Here is a 22,831-nt window from a genome sequence, read left to right on the forward strand (position 1 = left end):
GAGGGCTTTTTAATTATAAAACCCTTAAAAAATTCATTTATTAATACGAATTTGACAAAAAAACGCTATTATTATAAAAATGAATATGCTAACAATTAATTTATGATTAATTTAGCATTAGCCCAATATTTAACAGCAAACTAATGGCAATAAAAATTACAGGAACTGGGAGTTATATTCCGAATAATATAGAAAGGAATGAAGACTTTATAAGTCATCAATTTCTAAATGAAGACGGCTCGTCTATCAAGCATCAAAACGATGTTATTATAGAGAAATTCAAAGCCATTACTGGTATTGGAGAACGACGATATGCCGAGGATCATTTAACCACATCTGATCTTGCTTTTTTTGCAGCTAAAAAAGCCATTGAAGACTCAAAAATTGATCAAGAAGAACTGGACTATATTATTGTGGGTCATAATTATGGCGATGTAAAACACAATACTGAACAAAGCGATACGGTTCCAAGTATTGGCTCCAGAGTGAAGCATCTTTTAGGAATTAAAAATCCAAAATGCGTTGCTTACGATGTTCTTTTTGGATGTCCAGGCTGGAACGAAGGTCTTATTCAAGCCAACGCATTTATAAAGTCTGGAATTGCAAAAAAATGTCTGGTCATTGGTGCAGAAGCACTATCTCGTGTTATTGATAAACACGATAGGGATTCCATGATTTATAGTGATGGTGCTGGGGCCGTAGTTCTTGAAAAAACTAGCGATGAGGGCGGAATAATTACTCATGAAAGCGCAACCTACGCCTTAGACGAAGCTCATTTTATATATTTTGGAGAAACGAATAATCCAGAAATTACAGATCAGCGTAAATATATTAAAATGTATGGCAGAAAAATTTATGAATTTGCCTTAAATCATGTACCAGCTGCTATGAAATCCTGTTTGGATAAAAGTGGTTATGGCATTCATGATTTAAAGAAGATTCTGATTCATCAAGCCAATGAGAAAATGGATGAAGCCATTGTGCAACGTTTCTATAAATTATATAATATGGACATGCCAAAAGATATTATGCCCATGACTATTAACAAACTAGGAAATTCTAGCGTGGCAACAATTCCAACCCTATTAGATTTAATTTTGAAAGGCGAACTTGAAGGGCATTCCATTAACAAAGACGATGTTATTATGTTTGCCAGTGTTGGTGCCGGAATGAATATTAATGCTATTGTTTATAAAGTTTAACCAACAAGATTTCTCCCAATAGTTATTGGGTATGCAGAAAATAAAATGAGATTCCTGCATTCGCAGGACATATTATGTACGAAAACACCTATCCCAATAAGCGCTTTAAACACACGACCGAATTTCTTGAAAAACATATTACAAGCCATTCAACCATTTTAGATTTGGGGGTTGAAAATCCATTTACAGAAATCATGAAACAACATGGTTTTAAAGTAACAAATACCCAAGGGGAAGATTTAGACATAAACACCACGGGCATTGAAAACTCGGATGCAGATGTGGTAACCGCTTTTGAAATATTTGAACACCTTCTCTCCCCTTTTACCGTTTTAAAATCTATAAAGGCCGACAAACTTGTTGCCAGTGTGCCTTTAAAACTCTGGTTTTCTTCGGCCTATAGAAGCAAAACAGATATGAGAGATAGGCATTATCACGAGTTTGAAGATTGGCAATTTGATTGGCTTTTAGAAAAGGCAGGATGGAAAATAATAGACAGACAAAAATGGACCAATCCCACAAAAAAAATTGGAATCCGTCCTATTTTACGATGGTTTACACCGAGGTATTATATTGTTTATGCTAAAAGAATTTAGCGTTGAATTTTAATTATTAAACCTTTGAATTTCTACATAGTTATCCCTGCTCATAACGAAGAAGCTTGCATCCAGCAAACGCTTGGCTCTTTAACTGCGCAAACGCTATTACCAAAACAGGTAGTTGTAGTGAATGATAATTCTACGGATAACACGCAACAAATAGTTGAAGAATTTACTTCAAAACATCACTGGATCTCATTAATAAATACAAGCTCTTCAGATAAACATTTACCGGGCTCAAAAATTATCAATGCCTTTTATCAAGGCTATAAAACTTTAGATCAAGACTTCAATGTGATTTGTAAGTTTGATGCCGATTTAATTTTTCCGATCAATTATTTAGAGAAGTTGGCCTTTCATTTTAATAATAACGAGAAACTTGGGATGGTTTCTGGGTTTTGTTATATTGAAAAGAATGACACCTGGGTTTTAGAGAATCTGACCAGAACAGACCATATTCGTGGGGCTTTAAAAGCTTATAGAAAAGCCTGTTTTATTCAAATAGGAAAACTCAAGCCGTCCATGGGTTGGGACACAGTAGACGAGTTATTGGCCAAGTTTTACGGCTGGGAACTACTTACAGACCAAACACTACATGTCAAGCATTTAAAACCTACTGGAATAAGCTATAATAAAGCATCCAAGCACCTACAAGGAGAAGCCATGTATAAAATGCGCTATGGGTTTATAATTACGTTGATTTCTGCCTTAAAATTGGCCTATAAAAAAGAAAGTTTCAATCTTTTTACAGATTATATGGCGGGTTATTTTAAAGCGAAAAGAGAAAAGCTTCCGTTTTTAGTTTCGGAAGAACAAGGAGAGTTTATTCGGAGAACACGCTGGAAGGGTATGATTAGAAATTAAATAAAACATCTATCTTCTTTGCATAATTTCATTAATTAAAACTCCATCCTTTATAACTTGCTGAAGCCTCTAGTTTATTTTCTAAAACATCGTCTAATTCTGGAAAGAAATCTATTCCCGTTAGTTTTTCAATAGAATCCACAGGAACCACAAATTTATATAAAGGATCTCTGGAGTTTTCATGAGGTATTAAAAAAGCAATCATTTTTGTTTCTCCGGAGTTGGTGTCGATCAAAATTTTATAAAACTGTTTTGGGACTGCCACTTTTTCATCACCAATAGTTTTTAACTGGTCTTCTAAAACGCCCCCTGTAACCACAAACACCCCGTTGTATTTACTTGCCCAGTATCTCACTTTCTGCTCTAAAGTGTTCCATATACCCGCATTGAACTCATGATTTTGTGGACTGATATTACTTGTTAAAAAGGTTTCGTTAAAAGCTTCCTGACTATAAGCCCTATCTCCTGCTGGACATAAATGTCCTCTATCAAAGCCTGAGTTCTTATAGTTTCGCCAATGAGCAGCTCCTGTTTTTACGGCTGGATCTACTTCAAAGTACGGTCTGGTAAAATTGGTATTAGAGAGATGTTCTTTTTTAAGTTCATAAGCTACCCATTCGGCTTGTTCGTGTGGCTCGCTATAAGACAAGGAATAACTTTCATGATGAATTACTTGTCCGCTGGTGCTTGTTGGCAAGAAGAATTCGTTGGTATCAGATTTTACTGTTTTACCAGAAACTACACTATCTTGCTTTTCCTTTTCGTCTAAATAAAACTCGAAGAATAACACGCTAGAAAGAATTAGAGCACCTATTATGGAGTATATACTGCGTTTGTTCATATAAAAAAACCTGCCAGATTTTTAAAGCCTAGCAGGTTAATTTTTCTATTTCAAGCTAGCCAAACTAGCCTTCAAGGTTTCAATTTTAGCTAAAGCATCTGCTTCTTTGTTGCGCTCGTTTGCAATAACTTGCTCTGGGGCTCCAGCCACAAAACGTTCGTTTGCTAATTTCTTTTGAACAGATTTTAAAAAGCCTTCGGTATATTTAAGTTCTTGGTTTAGTTTCTCAATTTCAGCATCCACATCAATTGCTCCAGCCATTGGAATAAAATACTCGTTGGATTTTACTCTAAAAGTTAATGCGCCTTCAACAGCTTCTGAAGTGTACGCGATACGTTCTAAATTTCCTAGTTTTGCAATAACCTCATCGAAAGTATTTGCTGTATTTTCATTATTTATCACTGAAAAACCTATAGCATCTTTAAAAGCAATATTCTTTTCTTTTCTAATGGTTCTAATTCCTGAAATCACCTCTTGAGCAAATTCAAATTCTGAAATAAGGTTTTCATCAATTGGTTTGGTTTCTGGCCATCTTGCAATAATAAGAGCTTCTTCTGGTGTTCTTTCAGACATATATTGCCAGATTTCTTCCGTAAGAAATGGCATAAATGGGTGCAATACTTTTAAAATATCTTCAAAAATAGCAACCACACTTTTTAGTGTTTTTGCATCAATTGGTTGCTGATAAGCTGGTTTTACAATCTCTAATAACCAGGAAGCAAAATCGTCCCAGATTAATTTATAAGTCGACATTAAAGCATCGGACAATCTGTATTTGCTATAATGATCTTCAAGGTCGATGAGTGTTTTTTGAAACTTCGCTTCAAACCAATCGATAGCAATTTCGCTCGATTTAGGTTGTGGAATAGAATTATCAACTTCCCATCCATCTACTAGTCTAAAGGCATTCCAAATTTTATTAGCAAAGCCTTTTCCTTGGTTACACAACGCTTCATCGAACATTAAGTCGTTTCCAGCAGCCGAGCTTAATAACAAACCAACCCGAACGCCGTCTGCGCCATAATCGTCAATAAGTTTTAAAGCATCAGGAGAATTCCCAAGAGATTTGCTCATTTTTCTACGTTGCTTATCACGCACCAAACCTGTTAAATAGACATTATTGAATGGTTTTTCACCTTTATATTCGTATCCGGCAATAATCATTCTTGCTACCCAGAAGAATAAAATGTCTGGGCCAGTTACTAAATCATTGGTTGGATAGTAATATTTAATGTCTTCGTTTTCTGGATTTCTAATGCCGTCAAACACACTCATTGGCCATAACCAGGAAGAGAACCAAGTATCAAGAGCATCTGTATCTTGACGCAAATCTTTAGCTGTTAGCTGCTGATTGTTGGTTTTAGCTTTTGCTAATTCCACAGCCTTTTCGATAGTTTCTGCCACCACAAAATCCTCTTTTCCATCGCCATAGAAATAGGCTGGAATTTGTTGTCCCCATAGTAATTGTCTAGAAATATTCCAATCGCGAATATTTTCCATCCAATGTCTGTAGGTGTTTTCAAATTTCTTAGGAAACAACTTGATTTCGGCATTTTCTCCTAAAACGGCATCGATAGCAGGTTTTACCAAATCCTCCATTTTTAAGAACCATTGGTCGCTTAATCTAGGTTCGATAACAGCTTTGGTACGTTCGGAGGTTCCAACTTTATTTATATGTGTTTCGGTTTTAACTAAAAAGCCTTTTTCTTCTAATTCTTTTGAAATTTCTTTTCTAACAACAAAACGGTCTTTTCCTTCGTAATGCATTCCGAAGCTATTTAAAGTGGCATCGTCGTTAAAAATATCAATAACTTCTAATTTGTGTTTATCGCCAAGATTCTTATCATTTTCATCGTGAGCAGGCGTTACTTTTAAACATCCTGTTCCAAATTCCACATCCACATATTCATCTTCTATAATTGGAATGACGCGATTACATAATGGCACAATGGCTTTTTTTCCTTTTAAATGAGAAAAACGCTCGTCGGTAGGATTAATACAAATAGCTGTATCTCCCAAAATAGTTTCGGGGCGTGTAGTTGCAATTGTCACTTTTTCGTCGCTTCCTTCAATAGCATATTCTAGATAGTATAAGAGTCCTTGACGTTCTTCATGGATTACCTCTTCGTCTGAAAGTGTGGTTTTGGCTTCTGGATCCCAGTTAACCATTCTATAGCCACGATAAATTAGACCTTTGTTATGCAAATCGACAAAAACCTTGATTACGGATTCAGACATATCGTCATCCATTGTAAATTTGGTTCTATCCCAGTCGCAAGAGCATCCTAACTTTTTAAGTTGTTCTAAGATAACACCACCATATTCGTGAGTCCAATCCCAGGCATGGGCCAAAAACTCTTCGCGCGTTAAACTATTTTTATCTATTCCTTGTTCTTTTAATTTGGCAACCACCTTTGCTTCTGTTGCAATAGAGGCATGATCTGTACCTGGCACCCAACACGCATTTTTTCCTAATAAACGGGCGCGACGGATTAAAACATCTTGAATTGTATTGTTTAACATATGCCCCATATGCAAGACTCCTGTTACATTTGGAGGAGGTATTACAATGGTATATGGTTCTCTTTCGTCAGGTGTTGAATGAAAATAATTGTGTTTCATCCAGTAGTCGTACCATTTACTTTCTACTTGACCGGCAACATATTTTGATGGAATTTGCATACTTTGGAATAGTTTTTGAAATATAACATGCAAAAGTACTTATATTTATTTTTTCGATAAAATTATCTGACTGTATATTCGCTATTTATATAAGTTTAACATTTTTATAATGATGTCATACGTCTAATAATTTTGCAAAACATCTAAAAAGTAACTAAGTTTACCCTCTTAAAAAATCATAAAATTATGAAACATTTATTTACAGTATTGTTTATCAGTTTGTTGAGTTTCTCTGTTTCTGCTCAAGAAAAAGCAGCGAAAATTGAATTCAAAACAGATGTTATTGATTACGGAACAATAGATAAAGGAGCCGATGGTGTTCGTGTATTTGAGTTTACAAATACCGGAAATGCCCCTTTAATTATTTCTAAAGTTAATTCCAGCTGTGGATGTACGGTTCCAAAAAAACCGGAAGGACCAATTTTACCTGGTGAAACTGGTGAAATTCAAGTAAAATACGATACAAACCGTGTGATGCCAATTAGAAAGACAATAACAGTAATTTCTAATGCAGATACACCAACGGTTGCTTTAAAAATTAAAGGTGAAGTTATTGACCCAAGTAAAACAAGTGTTCTTAAGAAAAAGAATTCTAGTGTTATGCAGGAGTAAAAATTACTACCTAGTCTTAATAAAAAACCTTGAGAAATATTTCTCAAGGTTTTTTTTTATGGCTTAAACACATCTTCCAAATAGAAAACAAAATCCAGCACAACTCCGGCTCTTTCTACTTCCAGCTTTATACGCTGACCGGCCTTACCATAGAATATATGAGTAATTTCTTGTAAAGTATATCTATCTGTAGATCTATTGTTTATGGTTAATAGCACATCATTAAGTTTTAAGCCAGCTCTATCTGCCGGCGAGTCCTTTCGTAATTCTACAATAGAATAGGCAGGTTTTAGTGTTAGTTTGTATTTAGGGTTTAAAATAATGGCGGTATTATTCTCCATAAAATCGTTTTGAGATAGGTGGTCGTAATTTTTCTCTTTAGACAATCTTAGTGTATTTTGAGCTAATTCTATCCCACTTTTATTGTAACTAAAGGGAGTTTTAAAATACTTGTTTTTCTTTAAGGTCATTGTTTTACTAGAGTAGTCAACAATCAGGTTAAATCGTTTTAAAAGCTCTCCGGCAACGCTTCCGTTTCTATCTTTATGTTGTTTAACATAAATTAAAGACTCTGAATTTGGAAAAGACACATTTACATCTTCCAAGGTAAAACTATTTAAAGAAACCTCTGAAATCCTAGATCTTTTGCCATAAACACTACCCGTTAAGCCATGCCCTAAAAAATCGTCAAAAAACATGTCCCCTACCTCAATCCCTAAACTATCTTCCTGAAAAAGCCACAAAGCATCACTCCCTCCAGAATCTATCAATAGTTTTACTGGAATTTGTTTATTTCTAATGTTTACATCTGCATAAATATATGGCTTGTTTTTATAAAATTCCATGGGTAATATTTCGCAAGAACGACAGGATTTATATTTATAAACCTTCGGATTTGTCAGCCTTATATATTTGGAAACATAATTTATTTCAACCACAAAGTCTTTAAACAAATCGTAGCCAATAATTCCATGTAAAGGAATTCCCAATCTTGGTGCAAAATCTAAATGTGCACTATATACGGCATACAGCTCTTGATCTAAATTAATAGCATCTCCAATTTTAGAAAAATTACGTGTAGACCTCAAGGCTTTAACTGCCTCGCCTTCACCTAAACCTCTTAAGAAAATGGTTTCTGTGTTTCTAATTTGAAGGGAATCTGAAATATTTAAAAAGTTAAAAATAATAGTTTTATTCACGCCTGTATCTAATATAAACGACAGCGCAACACCATTAATTTCGACCGGGATAATAATGAGATTGTTTATTAGTTTAAATCGGATTTTATCTGACTCTTTTTTGTTTTGAATAACAAATTTACTTTGAGATAAAGCTGCAGTTTGAAAGCAACAAGCAAAAAGTAAAAACCAGATAAACTGTTTCATATAGGTGCGTATTAAAAATAGACAGAATTTACACTTTTAAAAACTCTAAAACCACTCAAACAAAAAGAAACACAATAAGACATTAACAATCAATCTGCCAAGCACTTAAAGCTCTATAAAACCCTCTCTAAAGTTCTTATAATTGAATTTACAAAAACTTTAAGACAATTTTAAAAACCTTTCAGAATATTTTTAGAACTTTGCTTCTTTAATACATCCTAATTATGCCAGCAATATCAAAAAAAGGGCAGCACATGCCACAATCGCCAATTAGAAAGCTAGTACCTTATGCTGAATTGGCTTATAGTCGAGGAAAAACTGTATATCATTTAAATATTGGTCAGCCAGATATTAAAACTCCTGAAATAGCTCTAGACGCTGTTAGAGTGCACTCTCTAGACATTTTAGCTTATACAAGATCTGAAGGTTCTGATAAATACAGAGCAAAAATTGCCGATTACTACAGCAAGCACGACATTCAAGTTACTAAAGATAATATTATTGTAACTACAGGAGGAAGCGAGGCTTTAATGTTTGCCTTTGGAAGTGTTATGGATACAGATGATGAAATTATTATTCCAGAGCCTTTTTATGCTAATTACAACGGATTCTCTACAGCTTCCGGTGTAAATATTGTTCCTGTAATTTCTAAAATTGAAGACAACTTTGCTTTACCTCCAATCGAGGAATTTGAAAAGTTAATCACGCCTAAAACAAAAGCAATTTTAATTTGTAATCCCGGAAATCCTACTGGTTATCTATATTCTAAAGAAGAAATAGGAAAATTAGCTGATATCGTAAAAAAACATGACCTCTTTTTAATTTCGGATGAAGTTTATAGAGAGTTTGCATACGATGGTATTGCGCATTATTCTATTATGCAGGAAGAAGGTATAGCAGACCATGCCATAATGATCGATTCTGTATCTAAACGTTATAGCATGTGTGGCGCAAGGATAGGTTGTTTGGTTTCAAAAAACAAAGAAGTAATAAATACTGCATTAAAATTTGCTCAGGCTAGATTAAGTCCGCCAACTTTAGCGCAAATTGCCAGTGAAGCAGCCTTACAAACACCACAAAGTTATTTTGATGGGGTTATAGAAGAATATGTTGAACGCAGAAACACCTTGATTTCTGAGTTAGAAAAAATAGACGGAGTAAAAGTAGCTAAACCTAAAGGAGCCTTTTACTGCATTGTAGAACTCCCTGTAAAAAACTCGGATGCATTTGCACAGTGGCTTTTAGAAAGTTTTGACGTTGATGGAGAAACTGTTATGGTAGCTCCTGCAGCTGGTTTTTATTCTACTCCAGGAGTTGGATTAAACCAAATTAGAATTGCCTATGTTTTAAATCAGGAAAGTCTTATAAAAGCTGTGAGCATTTTAAAAGAAGCCCTTAAAGTATATAAAGATTAGTGCAAATTAAACACAACATATCTTTAAAGACATATAACACCTTTGGGATAGATGCTTTGGCCAAACATTTTGTTACTATAAACAGTATTGTAGAGCTAAAACAAGCACTTTCTTTAGAAGGCTATCCAGACATTTTTGTGTTAGGAGGAGGAAGTAATATGTTACTAACAAAAAATATTGATGCCCTTGTATTGCATTTAAATATCAAGGGCATTTCTATTGTTTCTGAAGACGAAGATTCTGTTTTAATACAAGCTAATGCTGGCGAAAACTGGCACGAGTTTGTTCTTTGGTGCTTAGCTAATAATTTTGGCGGACTTGAAAACCTGTCTTTAATTCCAGGAAATGTTGGCTCGGCTCCTATTCAGAATATTGGAGCTTATGGCGTGGAACTAAAAGACTCTTTTGTGTCTTGCCAAGCTTTAGATATAGCTTCAAAAACCTTAAAAACATATTCAAAAGAGGCCTGTAAGTTCGGTTATAGAAATTCCATTTTTAAACAAGAGAAAAAAGGAAAATGTATTATTTGTAATGTTACATTTAAACTTTCCAAAAAGCCTCACACCCTTCACACCTCTTATGGATCTATTGCTAATCAATTAGCTATAATGAATATTATACATCCCAGCATTCAAGATGTTTCTCAAGCTGTGATAAAAATTAGACAAAGCAAGCTGCCAGATCCAAAACAAATAGGCAATAGTGGTAGCTTCTTTAAAAACCCTGTTGTTTCAACAGAGATTTACTCGAAATTACAAGAAAACTTCCCGGATATTCCTGGATACCCTGTTTCTGAAACAGAAATAAAAGTTCCTGCAGGTTGGCTTATTGAGAAAGCAGGCTTTAAAGGAAAACAATTTGGAGAATATGGCGTTCATAAAGAGCAAGCTTTAGTATTAGTAAACTACGGAAATGCAAAGGGCCAAGAAATCTTGGAATTGGCAAGGTTAATCCAAAAAACTGTCAAGCAGCTTTTTAACATTGTAATAGATGCTGAAGTAAATATTATTTAAATTAAAAAAAATCTCTAACTTTGATTTTTTGCATCATATAATAATCTTATAATTAACCAAACTTGAGTACACCCATCGAATTGGAAATAGTTGGCTTACTCCAAAAAGGAGATAAAAAAGCCATTACTCTGCTATATGAAAATTATGCAGATGCCTTATATGGTGTGATTTTAAAGGTGTTAAACGACGAGGAACTCGCTCAAGACGCCTTACAAGAAACCTTTATTAAGGTCTGGAAAAACGCAAAATCGTATAACAGTAAGAAAGCTAAATTATTTACTTGGCTTTATCGAATTGCTTACAATACAGCTATCGACAAAGTAAGATCGCAAACAAATAAAACAAGTAAGGAAATCCAAATTGAAGCTTCTAACGTATATAAGTTAACATCGGAGAGTTTAAATCAAGATGTTATGGATCTTAAAACCCATTTAAAATCCATAGACGAAAAATATCAAATAGTAATTAATGCGCTCTATTTTGAGGGCATGACACAACAAGAAGCAAGTGATGAATTGGATATTCCACTTGGGACTATTAAATCAAGATTAAAAATAGGATTACGTGAATTGAAAAAAATTTACGATCCAGAATAAACCGAGTCATGAATGATAAAATAAATACATTTTTAAATTCTGACCTATTAGAAAAGTATCTTTTAGGTGATACAACTTTTGCTGAAACAGAGAAAGTTGAAACTTACCTATCTAAATACCCAGAGGTTCAGAATGCCTACAACGCCTTACAAGCTAATTTAGAAATCGCTTCTAAAAGTCAAGCCGTTGAAGCTCCTAAACACATTTTAAATAATATTTTAAATGAGTTAGATAATGCTCCAGTAGTTAGTATAAAACCATCAAACAAATACAAAAAGTGGTACCACTTAAGTATTGCTGCTTGTTTTGCGGCTTTAATTTTTGCTGGAACTTCGTTTATATTTTATACACAAAACATCAGCTTAAAAACTGAAAACCAAAAAATTGTAGATGAGATATACGACTTAAGGAATGATATTAGCCTAAATAACAGCAAACTAACAGATATTATGTTGCAGTTTAAACAACTTAATAATCCGGAAACAGAAAAATACATTATTAAGGGAAACAACAGAGCTAAGAACCTTAAAACAGTTGCTTATATTAACCCTAAAGAGAAAACATCTATGATAGATGTGGTTTCTTTACCACAACTACCAGAGGAAAAGTGTTATCAAATTTGGGCTCAAGTTCAGGACAATATGGTTAGTCTAGGAATTTTGAGTGAAACAGACAGAGAATTAAAACAGATTCCTTACACTGAAAACGCTTTAGGCTTAAGTATAACTATTGAGAATAAAGGAGGAAATCAGACAGGATCCAAAGAGAATTCTGTAGCAGAAATCACTCTACAAAAATAAAATTAAAAAGCGCCATAAACTTTTTAGTTTAAAGCCTCACTTTTATTAAAAAATGTGAGGCTTTATTTTTATCTCTTCTCATTAAAAAATCGTATTTTTGCACTAAAATTTGAGGCCATTTTAAACAAGCCTTAAAATTAAACTAAGCATAACATGAAATTATTCTTTATAACTTTAATTTTATTAGGTATTGCCATCGCTGGTATTGCTATTAAACTTTGGGCGAAAAAAGACGGAAAATTTGCCGGCACATGTGCCAGTCAAAATCCTGCCCTTAACAAAAATGGGGAATCTTGTGGTTTTTGTGGAAAAACCCCAGAGCAGTATGCCGATTGTAACGAACCTTCACATTCATAACGCTGTATGTTGATACTTGATGTGGCATTCTACGCCTTTTTGGTGGTAGTTATTATTCAAGTTATATACTTAATTTTTTTCTTCGGAAAATTCGCTTTCCTAAAAGAAGAAAAGATATCCACCAAATCAATTCCAGTATCAGTTATAGTTTGCGCTAAAAATGAAGCAGAGAATTTAAAAATATTCTTGCCTTCCATTATTAATCAAGACTATTCAGATTTTCAAATTGTATTGATTAATGACGCTTCTTACGACAACACTTTTGAAGTTATGGAGGCCTTTGCACTCCAACACGAAAACATAAAACTAGTTAATGTAGTGAACAACGAGGCGTTTTGGGCCAATAAAAAATATGCATTAACACTTGGTATTAAAGCCGCAAAGCATAATCACCTTCTATTTACAGATGCAGATTGTAAACCTGTATCAAAACATTGGATTAGCGAAATGAGTTCTCATTTTAGCGATAAAAAATCCATAGTACTAGGTTATGGCTCTTACACAAAGATTAAAAAATCGTTTCTTAACAAGCTCATTCGTTACGAAACATTTTTAACCGCTGTTCAGTATTTTTCATTTGCAAAATTGGGCATGCCTTATATGGGAGTTGGCAGGAACTTAGCTTATACAAAAGAAGCGTTTTTTAATGCTAATGGATTTATGAGTCATATGTATATTCGTTCGGGAGACGATGATTTATTTATTAATCAAATAGCTACAGCAGAAAATACAGAAATTTGCTTTTCTTCCGAAAGTTTTACCCAATCTACCCCTAAAACCACTTTTAAAGAATGGCTTTTTCAAAAAAGAAGACATATAACAACTGCCAATCATTACAAAACCAAACACAAAGTCTTTTTAGCCCTATTTTATATTTCCAATATTTTATTTTGGGTTTTAGCCATAGGTTTATTAATTCCACTCTTTAAATGGGAGTTTGTAATTTGCTTATTTCTAATTAGGAATATTGCTCAGTTTATTGTTTATAATCAAGCCTCTAAAAAGCTCAAGGAAAAAGATTTATTAATTTACATTCCCGTTTTAGAACTTTTTTTAATAGCTTTCCAATTAAGTATCTTTATAAACAACTTGATCTCTAAACCTAAACATTGGAAATAAAAGAAGCTATACAAAAAGCTAAACAAAACGATCAAAAAGCATTTAACTTTCTATTAGATTCGTATTGGGATTACGTCTATGGTTTTCAGCTTAAACGCATAGAAAATGAAAACGACGCCGAAGATATCACAATTCAAACTTTCTCTAAGGCTTTTGATAAAATCGCTTCGTTTAACGATAAGTATGTTTTTAAAACCTGGTTAATCACTATTTCTAAAAATATTCATATTGATTTATTACGAAAAGAAAAAAGACAACCTTCCCGCTCTATTTCCAACGACAATGACGATTCGTTTTACGATATTTTAGATGAGTCTCCTTCTGCTGAAGACAAATTAATTACCGAACAAAATTTAGCCAAATTACTCCGCGATATTAAAAAGCTAAAACCTCACTATCAGGAGGTAATTAATTTAAGGTACTTTCAAGAGTTAAGCTATAAAGATATTTCTAAAGAGCTAAATGAGCCCATTAATAACGTAAAAGTAAAATTGTTAAGAGCAAAAAAGCTACTTGCTGCTATAATAAAGAATAAGTCGAACTGAAACTTTTTTACAAAAAGGCCTTTTTCACCCTCCATTTTTATTTAGCTTAAGTAATAGTTCTATCTTACTTTTGTATCTTTGTTTTACCAAAAAACTCTGTAAATGGACATCAAAACAGCTTCAAACACCTTACCTGCAAGAGAGGCCAAACCTAAATGGTTACGCGTAAAATTACCTACTGGTAAAAAATATACCGAACTAAGAAGTCTTGTGGACAAGTATAAATTAAATACCATTTGTACCTCTGGAAGCTGTCCGAATATGGGAGAATGTTGGGGAGAAGGAACAGCAACTTTTATGATTTTGGGTAATATTTGCACCCGTTCCTGTGGTTTTTGTGGGGTTCAAACAGGACGTCCAGAAACTTTAGATTGGGACGAACCAGAAAAAGTAGCTCGCTCTATAAAACTGATGAAAATTACACATGCCGTTTTAACAAGTGTAGATAGAGACGACTTAAAAGATATGGGAAGCATTATGTGGGCAGAAACTGTAAAATCTGTTCGTAGAATGAATCCAGAAACTACGTTAGAAACCTTAATTCCCGATTTCCAAGGAATAGAACAACATATAGATAGAATTATAGATGTGGCTCCAGAAGTTGTGTCTCATAATATAGAAACGGTAAGACGTTTAACAAGAGAGGTTAGAATTCAGGCAAAATACGACCGAAGTCTTGGGGTTTTAAAATACTTAAAAGAACAAGGTCAGCGAAGAACCAAGTCTGGAGTTATGTTAGGACTTGGAGAAACCCGTGAAGAGGTTATTGAAACTCTACACGATCTTAGAGAAAATGATGTAGATGTAGTAACTATTGGTCAATATTTACAACCAAGTAAAAAGCATTTACCTGTCAAGCAATTTATATTGCCAGATCAATTTGACGAATATAAACACATTGGATTAGATTTAGGTTTTAGACATGTAGAAAGTAGTGCTTTGGTTCGTTCGTCTTATAAAGCTCAAAAACATATAAATTAATGATTCATGTTGCTATAAACGGTTTTGGGCGTATTGGTAGACGCGTTTTCAGACTATTACAAGACAATAAAAACATTCAAGTTGTTGCTGTAAACGATCTTGCAGACACTAAAACTTTAAGCCATCTTCTTAAATACGATAGTATTCATGGCATCTTTAAAGAACAGGTTTCTTTTGATGAAACACATATAATTGTAAACAATAGAAAGATTCCTTTTTCTAGAGCCAATCATCCAAAAGACATCAATTGGAAACCTTATCAAGTGGATATAGTTATAGAGGCCAGTGGAAAGTTTAAAACTCGTGAAGCTTTAGAAAATCACATTAAAAACGGTGCTAAAAAGGTTATTTTAAGTGTTCCGCCATTAGAGGATGATATAAAAACCCTTGTATTAGGGGTTAATAACTCGATACTTACCGGAGACGAAAACATAGTATCTAATGCTTCTTGCACCACAAATAACGCTGCACCAATGATTGATATAATCAACAAACTTTGCGGCGTAAAGCAAGCATATATAACAACTGTGCATTCTTACACTACAGATCAAAGTTTGCATGATCAACCTCATAAAGACTTACGCCGTGCCAGAGCTGCTGGCCAATCTATAGTTCCTACAACTACTGGAGCTGCAAAAGCTTTAACTAAAGTGTTTCCAGAATTATCAGAGGTTATTGGAGGTTGTGGAATTAGAGTGCCAGTTGCAAATGGTTCCTTAACCGATATTACCTTTAATGTAGAAAGAACAGTGAGCATTGAGGATATTAACAATGCGTTTAAAAATGCCTCGCAAAATAGTTATAAAGGAATTTTAGAATACACAGAAGATCCAATAGTTTCTATAGATATAGTTGGAAATACACACTCTTGTATCTTCGATTCTCAAATGACTTCTGTTATAGGAAACATGGTGAAAATAATTGGTTGGTACGACAACGAAACAGGATATTCCAGTCGGATAATTGATTTAATTTGCAATATGTCGATAAAAAAGTAGCTTTTATCGAATAAATATTTATATTTGTTTTTACTAGTTAACTAAAAAAATGTCCCGATTCAACAATTACATATGTGCTATTATACTGTTGTTGAGCTTTAGCGCTTCATCTCAAACTTCTATGGATGAAGACCCTGAAACTATTCAAAATACCATAGACTTTCGTATAAATCAAGCCCAAAACGACATTGATAAAAATGCCTACTACGAAGCCAAAGAAAAATATGAAGAAGCTTTAGCTTTAGCCATAAAAATAGACAACCAAAAAAGCATTGGTATTATTTATTCTAAAATAGGAAAGCTACAATATATTATTGAAGAACCAGACGACGCTATAAAATCTCTTATTAAGGCAAACGAGGTTCAACGTTTTGCTAAAGACGATATTAATCTAGCGGAAACCTATAAGATTTTAGGAAATGTTTATTCCAGTAAAAAACAATATCAGCAAGCTTTAGATTATTACAAATCTTCTAAAACACTTTTTGAACAAGAAGGTTTAAATAATTTTGTGGCTGAAGTTCTTCTAAAAGAAGGTATTACTTATATACAATTAAAAGACTATAAACGTGCAAAATCGCATCTCTTAGAATCTATAGTTATAGCAAAAAGATACGATCTAAGAAAAATTTTAAGTAGTGCAAAAATACATTTAGGCACAGCTTTATTTAATTTAGGAGAAAAGCAAGAGGCTTTAAAACAAGCTACTGAAGGTTTGGAGATAGCTAAAGGCAACGACTTTAATAATGTATTAAATGACGGGTATTTATCTCTAAGCTACTTGGTTCAAGAAACAGGAAACTACCAATTAGCCAACGAATACTTAAGAAACCACATTACGCTTCACGATTCTTTATTGTCTTTAAAACGAAACAGTCTTTCTCAAGAAAAGAGACTACAATTACTTATAGACAACCAAACTGAATATCAGAAAAAGCAAATGGCAGATTTGGAAGAGCAAAAAGCCGCTAATAATCTTAACAAGTTAACCACTATTTTAAGTATTGCTTTAATTACAATTTTATCTCTATTAACCTTATCTCTTTATAAAAACAATAATATTAGACTAAAAACAAATAACATGCTGCACAAAAAAAATGCAGAGTTAATTGTTGCTAAAGAAAAGGCAGAACTAGCGTCAAAAACAAAAGCTAATTTCTTGTCTACTGTAACCCACGAGTTAAGAACGCCACTTTATGCTGTAACGGGATTAACTAATATGCTACTGGAAGAAAACCCAAAACCAAATCAAGTTCAGCATTTAAAGTCTTTAAAATTCTCTGGAGATTACCTACTAACTTTTATCAACGACATTCTTCAAATTAATAAAATTGAAGCTAATAAAGTTGATATAGAACAGGAAGCTTTTAGCCTTAAAAAGAAAATGACCAACATCATTGCTGCCTTAAACAACTCTGCAGCAGACAATAATATTAAAATTCATTTAGAGTACGATTCGGAGCTTCCGGTGAATTTTATAGCAGATCAAATTAAAATCTCACAAATTTTAATCAATTTAGTGGGGAATGCCATCAAGTTTACAAAAGATGGAGATATATGGGTAAGAGCCATTTTAAGTAATAAAACTGATGACACCTATCAAGTTAGATTTGAAATTGAAGATAATGGAATAGGAATAAGTCAAGAAAAGCAAAATCAACTTTTCGAAAGCTTTTCTCAAGGTTCTATTCAAATTAACAGAAAATATGGAGGAACAGGACTTGGTCTTTCTATTGTAAAAGGCTTAATACAAATTCTAAAAGGAACTATTTCTTTAGAAAGTGAACTTGGAAAAGGCTCTAAATTCATCTTTGAAATACCATTGAAATATGCAGAAAAAGTAGAGAAACACAAAGAAATTCACTACTTCGAAAACATGAATGAAATAGACCTGCAAGACATTAACATTCTAGTTGTTGAGGATAACAAAATCAATCAAATGATTACCAAGAAAATCCTTAACAAAATGAAGTTAAATTGTGATGTAGTAGATAATGGAGAAGATGCCGTAGACATAGTTAAGCACAAAGATTATCACGTTATTTTAATGGATATCCACATGCCAGGCATTAGCGGTTTAGAAGCTACCAGAATTATTAGAACTTTTAATAAGAACATTACTATTTTTGCGCTTACAGCTGTTACTTTGGAAGATAAAATGCACGAATTTGATGAAGCCGGATTCGATGATATTATTTCTAAACCTTTCAAACAAGAGGACTTTGAGAAAAAGCTATATGAAGCATTGATTCAACAAGATTCTCAAACGGTTTAAGATTTTAAATAGTCTAAAATCTCCTTATTAAATTCCTCAGGTTTATCTAAAGAAACCTCAATTGGAAGGTAAAATAATTTATCTTTTAAGGATTTCTCATCCTTTAATCTCATAAAGTCTTTTTCGGTTGTAAGAATAAAATCCAAACGGGATAAATCTAAAATTTCCTTAGCAGAAAAATTATGATGATCTTTAAAATTTAAATGATTAAACTCTAAATTATTCGACTTTAAATATTGAATCAACGGATCTGGATTCGCAATTCCAGTAACCAATGTAAAACCCTTTAATTGAGCTAACCCTAGACGTTCTGTTTGGGAGAAAATATTATTAGAATAAGAAATTGAACTAAAAAAAACCGACTGACCAGCTTCCGTATTTAATCTAACTCTAATCTCTTCTTTTTCCTTATCAGATATATTAATTGGGCACTTAGTTACCACAATTATATGAGCTCGTTTAGCCCCTTTTTTAGGTTCTCTAAGGTTTCCTGTTGGCAAAACAATATCGTTACAATACAAATCTCCGTATGCCGTTAACAGGATATTAAACCCAGCATGTACTTTTCTATGTTGGAAAGCATCATCCAACAAAATTACATCTGGCTTATTATTCAAAGCATGCAAATTTTCTATCCCATTTTGTCTATTTGCGTCTACAGCAACTAGAATCTCATCCCCGAATTTATTATAAAATTGAAAAGGTTCATCACCAAGGGTTTTTGCAGAATCTGTAGTACCAGCCAATTTAAAACCTTCACTTTCACGTTTATATCCTCTACTTAAAGTGGCCAGTTTATAATCAGATTTTAATAAGCGAACCAAATATTCAATCATTGGCGATTTTCCAGTACCACCAACACTTAAGTTACCGACACAAATAATCGGAAATGCATAAGATTTGCTTTTCTTCCAACCCAAGTCGTATAATTTATTCCTGGTCCAAGTCACTAAATAATAGATTGGAACAATAGGAAATAAGATGTAGCGTAAGAATTTCATTAAAGCGAAATTAAAAATTTTATCTTTGTTTGAAACTTAATAACATAAAATTATGATAGTTCAAGATGTCATAAATCATATTGAAGCACTTTCTCCTTTAGCTTACGCCGAAGATTTCGACAATGTAGGCTTACTTGTTGGAAATAAAAACCAGAAATTAACTGGAGTTCTAGTTACCTTAGATACTTTAGAAACTGTAGTTGACGAAGCTATAGAAGCTAATTGCAATCTGATTGTTAGCTTTCATCCCATTATTTTTAAAGGTTTAAAAACGCTAACTGGCAGCAATTATGTAGAGCGTGTGGTAATAAAAGCGCTAAAAAACGACATAGCCATTTACGCCATGCATACGGCTCTAGATAATTCCGTCTTGGGAGTTAACAATATGATTTGTGAAAAACTAGGTTTAAAAAACCGTAAGATTTTAATTCCACAAGGTCAAACCATCAAGAAGCTTATTACTTTTGTCCCAAAGAATGAAGCTGAAACTCTAAGAAGCGCTCTATTTGAAGCAGGAGCAGGAAGCATTGGAAATTACAACAACTGTAGTTTTAATACAGAAGGAATTGGCACCTATAAAGGCAATGAAGATTCTAATCCAACCCTTGGAAAAAAAGGAGAAACTCATCGGGAAGCAGAAACTCAAATTTCTGTTACTTTTCCAAAACACTTAGAATCTCAAATTCTAAAAGCACTTTTTAAAACTCATTCTTATGAAGAAGTTGCTTATGAAATAACAACACTTGAAAATAAAAATCAAAATATTGGAATGGGAATGATTGGAGAACTGGAAGAGGAAATGTCTGAATCCGATTTTTTCAATCTTCTAAAAACCAATATGCAAGCTGCAGGCATTAGACATTCTAAAAAACTTAATAAAAACATTAAAAATGTAGCTGTTTTAGGCGGCTCAGGAAGTTTTGCTATTGGGGCGGCTATGGCTGCTCAGGCCGACATTTTTGTGACTGCAGATTTAAAGTATCACGACTTTTTTGCAGCTGAGAACCAGATTGTTTTGGCAGATATTGGGCATTATGAAAGTGAACAATTCACAAAAAACCTTTTAGTTGCATATCTTACAAAAAAAATCACTAATTTTGCAATCGTTTTATCAAAGACAAACACCAATCCTGTTAAGTATTTTTAAACTATGGCAAAAAAGAAAGAAGCAACTGTAGAAGAGCGTTTAAGAGATTTATACGACTTACAACTTATCGATTCTCGTATCGATGAAATTAGAAATGTTCGTGGAGAACTTCCTTTAGAGGTTCGTGATTTAGAAGATGAAGTTGCCGGACTAAGCACTAGATTAGAGAAATTAGAATCTAGCTTAGAGTCTATAGACAACCAAATTAGCGACAAAAAGAATCTAATTGAAGAATCTAAATCGCTAATAAAAAAATACAACGAGCAACAAAAAAATGTTAGAAATAACAGAGAATTTAACTCGATTACTAAGGAAATTGAATTTCAAGATTTAGAGATTCAACTTGCCGAAAAGCATATTAAAGAATTTAAAGTTCAAATAGAACAGAAAAAAGTAGTTATTTCTGAAACTAAAGATCGTTTAAAAGAGCGTCAGTCGCATTTAAAACACAAAAAGAGTGAATTGGATGCTATTTTAGCGGAAACTGAAAAAGAAGAAACTGCTTTGATTAAAAAGTCTGAAGAGTACAAATCAAATATTGAAGAACGTTTAGTAAAAGCTTATACTCGAATTAGAGTTAATGTAAAAAACGGACTTGCAGTTGTACCAATTGAAAGAGGTGCTTCTGGTGGTTCTTTCTTTACTATCCCGCCACAAGTACAGGTGGAGATTGCTTCTCGTAAAAAAATTATTACAGACGAGCATAGTGGTCGTATTCTTGTAGATGCTGCCTTAGCTGAAGAACAAAAAGAAAAAATGGACAAAATGTTTTCTAAACTATAAGCCATTTCAATAATATATTTTAAAGCCTTCATATTTATGAGGGCTTTTTTATTTAAAATTATCAGCATTATATTTTAAGGTTTTTATCTTTATCCCGACCAACTTTAAAAAGAAAACAATGCTCAATATAAAATCCCTATTCCCTACTCTATTAGCTGTTCTATTATTTAGTTGCAATAATATGGCACAACAGAACACAGAACAACAAGCTGTAATAAATGCCACACCCATTGAAGTTCCTTTACAGAACGGAAAAGCAAAAGCATATTTTGCCAGTGGTTGTTTTTGGTGTGTGGAAGCTATTTACGAAAGCGTTTATGGCGTAGAAGAAGTTATTTCTGGGTATGCTGGCGGACATACAAAAAACCCGACATACGCATCTAGTAATACTGGAAGAACAGGTCATGCCGAAGCTGTTGAAGTTATTTATAATCCAGAGCAAGTTAGTTTTTCTACTTTGGTAGATGTGTATTTTGGCTCTCAAAATCCAACCCAAGTAAATGGTCAAGGTCCAGATAAGGGATCTCAATATCGGTCTATTATTTTCTATCAAAATGATGAACAAAAACAAATTATTGAAGAAAAAAAAGAAGTCCTAGCTAAAAAACTGAATGCCTCTATTGCTGCTGAAGTTTACCCTTTCACTCAGTTTTGGATTGCAGAAGATTACCATCAAAACTACGAAAAACTTCATCCAGAAAACTCGTATATACAGAATGTATCCATTCCAAGGTTAAAAAAGTTTAAAAGTAAATTCCCTGAATTACTCAAAGAAAATAAGAAGTAAATTTCACTTCTTAGTTGCCTTTACCTCAAAAATTAATGGATAGAGTTTATCTTTAGTAACAAACATACCTGATGTGTTTTCAACTAAATCCGGCAGTACATTATACGGACTTTCATTGTATTCGTTTAAATAATCAATTTGTAAACCAGCTTCTATTAAAGCGTTAATTACTTCGCTCAAGCCGTGGTTCCAACCATATTCTTTACTTATCATCTCAGATTCTGTATTGGCATAAGTACCTTGATATTCTTCATAAATAACCTCGTCTTGCATATACCCGTATTTCATAATTGGTTTTCCTTCTAAATAATCGAACATCCATACAATAGGATGAAATTCAACCATATAAAAAGTTCCACCTTTATTTAAACGTTCGGCAATCATTTTTCCCCAAGGTTTTAAATCTGGCAGCCAACCAATTACACCATAACTGGTAAAAACAATATCGAAACTATCTTTTATAAACTCTGAAGTGTTTAAGACATTACAACATACAAACTGAGCATCCAGATTTAATTCATTATTTAAATGTTTGGCTAAGCTAACACCTTCGTCACTTAAATCCACACCAACACATTTTGCTCCTAATCTGCTCCAACTTAAAGTATCTTGTCCAAAATGAGATTGTAAATGCAACAGGTTTTTTCCTTTTACATCTCCCAGAGCTTTTATTTCATATGGCATTAAAGAAGATTTTCCTTTTTTAAAAGCGTCAAGTTGATACATCTCACTTTTAGCATGAATTTTCACTTTTTCATTCCAAGTCGTTTTATTTGCTTTAAAATAGGAATCGTACTTAGTCATAGTTGCATATTTTGTCGTGCTAAGA

General features: G+C 33.3%; 22 protein-coding genes. 17 read left to right on the top strand and 5 right to left on the bottom strand.

The window, feature by feature from the left end; all coding sequences use genetic code 11:
* Window positions 1-143: 143 nt before the first annotated feature.
* The 3 genes from OS188_RS08065 (at window position 144) to OS188_RS08075 (ending at window position 2,665) form a co-directional block, all read left to right on the top strand.
* Window positions 144-1,202: a 3-oxoacyl-ACP synthase III family protein gene (locus OS188_RS08065; protein WP_267148321.1), complete on the top strand. Its 1,059-nt coding sequence runs from the start codon at window positions 144-146 to the stop codon at window positions 1,200-1,202.
* Between the two features lie 74 nt (window positions 1,203-1,276).
* Window positions 1,277-1,798, top strand: coding sequence for a class I SAM-dependent methyltransferase (locus tag OS188_RS08070; protein ID WP_267148322.1), 522 nt, complete (start codon window positions 1,277-1,279; stop codon window positions 1,796-1,798).
* Window positions 1,799-1,822: 24 nt separating this feature from the next.
* A complete protein-coding gene (locus OS188_RS08075) occupies window positions 1,823-2,665 on the top strand; it encodes a glycosyltransferase family 2 protein (RefSeq protein ID WP_267148323.1) in 843 nt (280 codons plus the stop codon).
* A gap of 31 nt (window positions 2,666-2,696) precedes the next feature.
* On the opposite strand, the gene OS188_RS08080 is transcribed toward OS188_RS08075, so the two are convergent.
* Together OS188_RS08080 and OS188_RS08085 are read right to left on the bottom strand one after the other, a co-directional pair.
* On the bottom strand, window positions 2,697-3,506 hold the full coding sequence (locus tag OS188_RS08080) for a DNA/RNA non-specific endonuclease (protein ID WP_267148324.1): 810 nt from the start codon (window positions 3,504-3,506) through the stop codon (window positions 2,697-2,699).
* A gap of 45 nt (window positions 3,507-3,551) precedes the next feature.
* Window positions 3,552-6,188 carry a valine--tRNA ligase gene (locus tag OS188_RS08085; protein WP_267148325.1) on the bottom strand — a complete coding sequence of 879 codons (2,637 nt, stop codon included), beginning with the start codon at window positions 6,186-6,188 and terminating at the stop codon, window positions 3,552-3,554.
* Window positions 6,189-6,374: 186 nt separating this feature from the next.
* Between OS188_RS08085 and OS188_RS08090 the strand changes: the two genes are divergently transcribed.
* Entirely contained in the window at window positions 6,375-6,800 is a 426-nt protein-coding gene (locus OS188_RS08090) for a DUF1573 domain-containing protein (RefSeq protein ID WP_267148326.1), read from the top strand.
* 56 nt (window positions 6,801-6,856) lie between these two features.
* On the opposite strand, the gene OS188_RS08095 is transcribed toward OS188_RS08090, so the two are convergent.
* Window positions 6,857-8,185 carry a PDZ domain-containing protein gene (locus OS188_RS08095; RefSeq protein ID WP_267148327.1) on the bottom strand — a complete coding sequence of 443 codons (1,329 nt, stop codon included), beginning with the start codon at window positions 8,183-8,185 and terminating at the stop codon, window positions 6,857-6,859.
* Between the two features lie 224 nt (window positions 8,186-8,409).
* Here OS188_RS08095 and OS188_RS08100 point away from each other — a divergent pair, with 224 nt between their 5' ends.
* The 10 genes from OS188_RS08100 (at window position 8,410) to OS188_RS08145 (ending at window position 18,284) form a co-directional block, all read left to right on the top strand.
* The gene (locus tag OS188_RS08100) at window positions 8,410-9,600 is read left to right on the top strand and encodes a pyridoxal phosphate-dependent aminotransferase (protein WP_267148328.1); all 1,191 of its coding nucleotides are present in this window, start codon (window positions 8,410-8,412) and stop codon (window positions 9,598-9,600) included.
* Entirely contained in the window at window positions 9,600-10,613 is a 1,014-nt protein-coding gene (gene murB / locus OS188_RS08105; protein WP_267148329.1) for a UDP-N-acetylmuramate dehydrogenase, read from the top strand. The genes OS188_RS08100 and murB overlap by 1 nt, the downstream gene beginning before the upstream one ends.
* 62 nt (window positions 10,614-10,675) lie before the next feature.
* Complete coding sequence (locus OS188_RS08110) at window positions 10,676-11,209, top strand: RNA polymerase sigma factor (RefSeq protein ID WP_267148330.1); 534 nt, start codon at window positions 10,676-10,678, stop codon at window positions 11,207-11,209.
* A gap of 8 nt (window positions 11,210-11,217) precedes the next feature.
* A complete protein-coding gene (locus tag OS188_RS08115) occupies window positions 11,218-12,009 on the top strand; it encodes an anti-sigma factor (protein WP_267148331.1) in 792 nt (263 codons plus the stop codon).
* A 153-nt stretch (window positions 12,010-12,162) separates the two neighbouring features.
* A complete protein-coding gene (locus tag OS188_RS08120) occupies window positions 12,163-12,366 on the top strand; it encodes a membrane or secreted protein (RefSeq protein ID WP_267148332.1) in 204 nt (67 codons plus the stop codon).
* A gap of 6 nt (window positions 12,367-12,372) precedes the next feature.
* A complete protein-coding gene (locus OS188_RS08125) occupies window positions 12,373-13,485 on the top strand; it encodes a glycosyltransferase (protein WP_267148333.1) in 1,113 nt (370 codons plus the stop codon).
* Window positions 13,476-14,030: an RNA polymerase sigma factor gene (locus tag OS188_RS08130; protein ID WP_267148334.1), complete on the top strand. Its 555-nt coding sequence runs from the start codon at window positions 13,476-13,478 to the stop codon at window positions 14,028-14,030. The genes OS188_RS08125 and OS188_RS08130 overlap by 10 nt, the downstream gene beginning before the upstream one ends.
* Before the next feature lie 102 nt (window positions 14,031-14,132).
* Window positions 14,133-15,011, top strand: coding sequence for a lipoyl synthase (gene lipA, locus OS188_RS08135; RefSeq protein ID WP_267148335.1), 879 nt, complete (start codon window positions 14,133-14,135; stop codon window positions 15,009-15,011).
* Window positions 15,011-16,009: a type I glyceraldehyde-3-phosphate dehydrogenase gene (gene gap, locus OS188_RS08140; RefSeq protein WP_267148336.1), complete on the top strand. Its 999-nt coding sequence runs from the start codon at window positions 15,011-15,013 to the stop codon at window positions 16,007-16,009. The genes lipA and gap overlap by 1 nt, the downstream gene beginning before the upstream one ends.
* Window positions 16,010-16,058: 49 nt before the next feature.
* Window positions 16,059-18,284: an ATP-binding protein gene (locus tag OS188_RS08145; protein ID WP_267148337.1), complete on the top strand. Its 2,226-nt coding sequence runs from the start codon at window positions 16,059-16,061 to the stop codon at window positions 18,282-18,284.
* Here the strand turns inward: OS188_RS08145 and lpxK are convergent.
* Window positions 18,281-19,285: a tetraacyldisaccharide 4'-kinase gene (lpxK, locus tag OS188_RS08150; protein ID WP_267148338.1), complete on the bottom strand. Its 1,005-nt coding sequence runs from the start codon at window positions 19,283-19,285 to the stop codon at window positions 18,281-18,283. The genes OS188_RS08145 and lpxK overlap by 4 nt on opposite strands.
* A 52-nt stretch (window positions 19,286-19,337) precedes the next feature.
* On the opposite strand from lpxK, the gene OS188_RS08155 reads away from it, so the two are divergent.
* The 3 genes from OS188_RS08155 to msrA all read left to right on the top strand — a co-directional run bounded on the left by OS188_RS08155 (window position 19,338) and on the right by msrA (window position 22,002).
* Window positions 19,338-20,432 carry a Nif3-like dinuclear metal center hexameric protein gene (locus tag OS188_RS08155; RefSeq protein ID WP_267148339.1) on the top strand — a complete coding sequence of 365 codons (1,095 nt, stop codon included), beginning with the start codon at window positions 19,338-19,340 and terminating at the stop codon, window positions 20,430-20,432.
* A 3-nt stretch (window positions 20,433-20,435) separates the two neighbouring features.
* Entirely contained in the window at window positions 20,436-21,215 is a 780-nt protein-coding gene (locus OS188_RS08160) for a zinc ribbon domain-containing protein (RefSeq protein ID WP_267148340.1), read from the top strand.
* Between the two features lie 181 nt (window positions 21,216-21,396).
* On the top strand, window positions 21,397-22,002 hold the full coding sequence (gene msrA, locus OS188_RS08165) for a peptide-methionine (S)-S-oxide reductase MsrA (RefSeq protein WP_416236527.1): 606 nt from the start codon (window positions 21,397-21,399) through the stop codon (window positions 22,000-22,002).
* A gap of 3 nt (window positions 22,003-22,005) precedes the next feature.
* On the opposite strand, the gene OS188_RS08170 is transcribed toward msrA, so the two are convergent.
* Window positions 22,006-22,806: a class I SAM-dependent methyltransferase gene (locus OS188_RS08170; RefSeq protein WP_267148342.1), complete on the bottom strand. Its 801-nt coding sequence runs from the start codon at window positions 22,804-22,806 to the stop codon at window positions 22,006-22,008.
* Window positions 22,807-22,831 lie beyond the last annotated feature (25 nt).

The sequence above is a fragment of the Xanthomarina sp. F1114 genome (genome assembly GCF_026410255.1).
Classification (GTDB): domain Bacteria; phylum Bacteroidota; class Bacteroidia; order Flavobacteriales; family Flavobacteriaceae; genus Xanthomarina.

What these genes read in the sequence shown, in the direction of transcription:
- OS188_RS08090 (WP_267148326.1), top strand. Translation starts at nt 6,375, where the DNA reads ATGAAACATTTATTTACAGTATTGTTTATCAGTTTGTTGAGTTTCTCT.
- OS188_RS08155 (WP_267148339.1), top strand. Translation starts at nt 19,338, where the DNA reads ATGATAGTTCAAGATGTCATAAATCATATTGAAGCACTTTCTCCTTTA.
- OS188_RS08145 (WP_267148337.1), top strand. Translation starts at nt 16,059, where the DNA reads ATGTCCCGATTCAACAATTACATATGTGCTATTATACTGTTGTTGAGC.
- OS188_RS08120 (WP_267148332.1), top strand. Translation starts at nt 12,163, where the DNA reads ATGAAATTATTCTTTATAACTTTAATTTTATTAGGTATTGCCATCGCT.
- OS188_RS08085 (WP_267148325.1), bottom strand. Translation starts at nt 6,188, where the DNA reads ATGCAAATTCCATCAAAATATGTTGCCGGTCAAGTAGAAAGTAAATGG.
- OS188_RS08100 (WP_267148328.1), top strand. Translation starts at nt 8,410, where the DNA reads ATGCCAGCAATATCAAAAAAAGGGCAGCACATGCCACAATCGCCAATT.
- OS188_RS08125 (WP_267148333.1), top strand. Translation starts at nt 12,373, where the DNA reads ATGTTGATACTTGATGTGGCATTCTACGCCTTTTTGGTGGTAGTTATT.
- OS188_RS08115 (WP_267148331.1), top strand. Translation starts at nt 11,218, where the DNA reads ATGAATGATAAAATAAATACATTTTTAAATTCTGACCTATTAGAAAAG.
- lipA (WP_267148335.1), top strand. Translation starts at nt 14,133, where the DNA reads ATGGACATCAAAACAGCTTCAAACACCTTACCTGCAAGAGAGGCCAAA.
- lpxK (WP_267148338.1), bottom strand. Translation starts at nt 19,285, where the DNA reads ATGAAATTCTTACGCTACATCTTATTTCCTATTGTTCCAATCTATTAT.
- msrA (WP_416236527.1), top strand. Translation starts at nt 21,397, where the DNA reads ATGGCACAACAGAACACAGAACAACAAGCTGTAATAAATGCCACACCC.
- OS188_RS08095 (WP_267148327.1), bottom strand. Translation starts at nt 8,185, where the DNA reads ATGAAACAGTTTATCTGGTTTTTACTTTTTGCTTGTTGCTTTCAAACT.
- OS188_RS08170 (WP_267148342.1), bottom strand. Translation starts at nt 22,806, where the DNA reads ATGACTAAGTACGATTCCTATTTTAAAGCAAATAAAACGACTTGGAAT.
- OS188_RS08160 (WP_267148340.1), top strand. Translation starts at nt 20,436, where the DNA reads ATGGCAAAAAAGAAAGAAGCAACTGTAGAAGAGCGTTTAAGAGATTTA.
- OS188_RS08080 (WP_267148324.1), bottom strand. Translation starts at nt 3,506, where the DNA reads ATGAACAAACGCAGTATATACTCCATAATAGGTGCTCTAATTCTTTCT.
- OS188_RS08070 (WP_267148322.1), top strand. Translation starts at nt 1,277, where the DNA reads ATGTACGAAAACACCTATCCCAATAAGCGCTTTAAACACACGACCGAA.
- gap (WP_267148336.1), top strand. Translation starts at nt 15,011, where the DNA reads ATGATTCATGTTGCTATAAACGGTTTTGGGCGTATTGGTAGACGCGTT.
- OS188_RS08065 (WP_267148321.1), top strand. Translation starts at nt 144, where the DNA reads ATGGCAATAAAAATTACAGGAACTGGGAGTTATATTCCGAATAATATA.